Raw genomic sequence first — 3,360 nt, 5'->3', positions numbered from 1 at the left:
CTCGCAAGATTATTAGAATCCTACTTTACTATCTATCTTCATCACACTTAACAAGATCAAGAAAAACTGTTATAATAAAAAAATCCTCCCTGAAAAACAGAGAGGATTTTGTCGGGGTGGCAGGATTCGAACCTGCGGCCTCCTGCTCCCAAAGCAGGCGCGATAACCGGGCTACGCTACACCCCGTAACGCGGGTGCAAATATACAACTTTTTCGCATTCAAACAAACTTTTTCCACAAAAGCTTTAGTTTTTTATTTTAAGACCTGTTACAGTCTTATATATGATAGGGTATAAAATTAAAACGTCTTTAAAAATTTAAGTCAAAAGGTACTGAATCAAGCATTAACAAATGTTAACAAATTAGATTTTTAGAAACCATAAATAATTGTATTTTTACCATTCAAAATTTACACTAAATAAATGGGCAAAATCATTGCGATTGCTAATCAAAAAGGAGGGGTTGGAAAAACTACTACATCAGTAAATCTGGCAGCTTCCCTAGGCGTTTTAGAAAAAAAAGTTTTATTAATTGATGCTGACCCTCAAGCGAATGCTAGTTCTGGGGTAGGAATTGATGTAGAAAGTGTAGAAATTGGTACCTACCAAATTCTAGAACACAGTCACACACCATCCGAAGCCATAATTAGCTGTACAGCTCCTAACGTTGATGTTATTCCTGCACACATTGACCTTGTTGCCATCGAAATCGAATTGGTAGACAAAGAAAACAGAGAATATATGCTTAAAAAGGCACTGGAAAGTATAAAAGACGACTATGATTATATCATTATTGACTGCGCACCTTCTCTTGGACTTTTAACATTAAATGCATTAACTGCAGCTGATTCTGTCATTATACCTATTCAATGCGAGTATTTTGCACTAGAAGGACTAGGTAAATTATTGAATACTATTAAGAGTATTCAAAAAATACATAATCCAGATTTAGATATTGAAGGTTTATTACTTACTATGTATGATTCTCGATTAAGATTATCCAATCAAGTGGTAGAGGAAGTACAAAAACACTTTAACGATATGGTTTTTGATACAATCATACAACGAAATGTTAAGTTGAGTGAAGCACCAAGTTTTGGAGAAAGTATTATTAACTATGACGCAACAAGCAAAGGTGCTATTAATTACCTACACCTTGCTGAAGAAGTAATTAAAAAAAATAGCAACTAAATTTTATGGCTAAAGCAATAAAAAAACAAGCCTTAGGAAGAGGCTTATCTGCCCTACTTAAAGATCCAGAAAACGATATTAAATCGGCAAATGATAAAAATGCAGACAAAGTCGTTGGAAATATCATTGAGTTAGAAATTGATGCTATTGAAATAAATCCATTTCAACCTCGAAGCAATTTTAACGAAGAAGCTTTAAAAGAACTTGCTGTATCTATTAAAGAATTAGGGGTTATTCAACCGATCACTGTTCGTAAATTAGAATTTAATAAATACCAATTAATCTCTGGAGAAAGACGTCTTCGTGCCTCTACTCTTGTGGGACTAACTTCTATTCCTGCCTACATCCGTATTGCTGATGATAATGAATCATTAGTAATGGCATTAGTAGAAAACATTCAACGTCACGATTTAGACCCTATTGAGATTGCACTTTCGTACCAACGTTTGATTGATGAAATCCAATTGACTCAAGAACAAATGAGTGACCGAGTAGGAAAAAAACGTTCAACTATTGCTAATTATTTAAGACTTTTAAAACTAGATCCAATCATTCAAACAGGAATTAGAGATGGTTTTATTAGTATGGGACATGGTCGTGCCATTATCAATATTGAAGACTTAGATATCCAAACAGATATATATCAAAAAATTGTTAGCCAAAATCTTTCTGTACGTGATACGGAGGCTTTGGTAAAAAATTACCATGAAAGTTTAAAACCGAAACCTGCGACTAAACCAAAAACTTCATCATTCGAAATAAATGAAGACCAAAAAAGAGCTTTTACTAACTATTTTGGAAATCTTGTTGACGTTAAAGTAACAGGTAATGGAAAAGGAAAAATCACAATTCCTTTCAAATCAGAAGAGGATTTTAATCGAATTATCGAATTAATTAACGGATAGTGAATAAACTAATCTCCATATTTTTACTCTTTTTCATATTGGGAAATTCATTTGTTTATTCACAAATGAAAACCGATACGCTTATTACTACCAAAAGACAACTAAAATCGAATAACATTGACCCTCTTACTCCTGCCAAAGCTGCATTTTACTCGGCTATTTTACCGGGACTAGGACAAGCATATAACAAAAAATACTGGAAAATCCCTTTGGTTTATGCCGCTATTGGAACGAGTCTTTATTTTTATCTTGACAGTCAAGATAAATACAATTCCTTTCGAGATGCCTATAAACGAAGATTAGAAGGATTTACAGATGATAAATACAGTTACCTCGACGATACTAGATTGATTAGCGCACAAAAATTCTATCAACGCAATAGAGATCTATCATCATTATTTGTTGTTGGTTTTTATATTCTAAATATTATTGACGCAAATGTAGATGCTGCTTTAATACAATTTAATGTTGATGAAAATTTATCTTTAAAACCAACATTGTACCAAAATGAGTTGGATGCCAAAACTAATTTGGGACTCACCATTAATTATAGCTTTTAAAAAACACTATAAAATATAAACCACTTATATTTTTAATTTATAAAAAATTACAGATGAAAATTGCACTATTAGGATACGGAAAAATGGGTCAAGTAATTGAACGTATTGCACTGGAAAGAGGTCACGAAATTGTTTTGAAAAAAGACGAATTCAATACGTATGAAGGACTTTCAACTGCTGATGTCGCTATTGATTTTAGTGTCCCTATGGCTGCCGTTAGTAACATCTCTAGTTGCTTTCATGCTAATGTCCCTGTTGTTTCAGGAACTACAGGATGGCTAGACCGTTATGACGAAATGATAGCACTTTGTAAAGAAAAAAACGGTGGATTTATCTCTAGCTCTAATTTCAGCTTAGGCGTAAACTTGTTTTTTGGCCTAAACGAATATTTAGCTAAAATGATGGCTAATATTGATGGCTACAAAGTAACTATGGAAGAAATTCACCACATTCATAAACTGGATGCTCCAAGTGGAACAGCCATATCATTAGCTCAAGGAGTGATCGAAAATAGCAAGTACAACAATTGGGCGCTTGAAAACGCAACAGAAAGCGATATTCTTATTGATGCTGTACGCACTGGTGAAGTACCAGGAACACACACAGTAACTTACGATTCAGGAATTGACAGTATCGAAATCAAACATACCGCTCACAATCGTGAAGGATTTGCTCTTGGAGCAGTTGTTGCTGCCGAGTGGTTAG

Annotated in this window: 4 protein-coding genes and 1 tRNA gene; 4 read left to right on the top strand and 1 reads right to left on the bottom strand. The window is 33.9% G+C overall.

Annotation, left to right across the window (positions count from 1 at the left end; genetic code table 11):
* Window positions 1–111: 111 nt before the first annotated feature.
* Window positions 112–186, bottom strand: a tRNA-Pro gene (locus WBQ70_RS02370).
* Window positions 187–422: 236 nt separating this feature from the next.
* Here WBQ70_RS02370 and WBQ70_RS02365 point away from each other — a divergent pair.
* From WBQ70_RS02365 to dapB, 4 genes are all read left to right on the top strand, one after another.
* Complete coding sequence (locus WBQ70_RS02365) at window positions 423–1,190, top strand: ParA family protein (RefSeq protein ID WP_423910035.1); 768 nt, start codon at window positions 423–425, stop codon at window positions 1,188–1,190.
* A gap of 5 nt (window positions 1,191–1,195) precedes the next feature.
* Window positions 1,196–2,095: a ParB/RepB/Spo0J family partition protein gene (locus WBQ70_RS02360; protein WP_423910032.1), complete on the top strand. Its 900-nt coding sequence runs from the start codon at window positions 1,196–1,198 to the stop codon at window positions 2,093–2,095.
* Window positions 2,095–2,655 carry a DUF5683 domain-containing protein gene (locus WBQ70_RS02355; protein WP_423910029.1) on the top strand — a complete coding sequence of 187 codons (561 nt, stop codon included), beginning with the start codon at window positions 2,095–2,097 and terminating at the stop codon, window positions 2,653–2,655. Before WBQ70_RS02360 ends, WBQ70_RS02355 begins: the two co-directional genes overlap by 1 nt.
* A 53-nt stretch (window positions 2,656–2,708) precedes the next feature.
* The coding region (gene dapB / locus WBQ70_RS02350; protein WP_423910026.1) for a 4-hydroxy-tetrahydrodipicolinate reductase at window positions 2,709–3,360 on the top strand (652 nt) is incomplete at its 3' end.

Source organism: Flavobacterium sp., from assembly GCF_049590715.1.
Classification (GTDB): domain Bacteria; phylum Bacteroidota; class Bacteroidia; order Flavobacteriales; family Flavobacteriaceae; genus Flavobacterium.
This window is presented reverse-complemented; position numbering and strand designations above follow the sequence as displayed.

What these genes read in the sequence shown, in the direction of transcription:
- WBQ70_RS02365 (WP_423910035.1), top strand. Translation starts at nt 423, where the DNA reads ATGGGCAAAATCATTGCGATTGCTAATCAAAAAGGAGGGGTTGGAAAA.
- WBQ70_RS02360 (WP_423910032.1), top strand. Translation starts at nt 1,196, where the DNA reads ATGGCTAAAGCAATAAAAAAACAAGCCTTAGGAAGAGGCTTATCTGCC.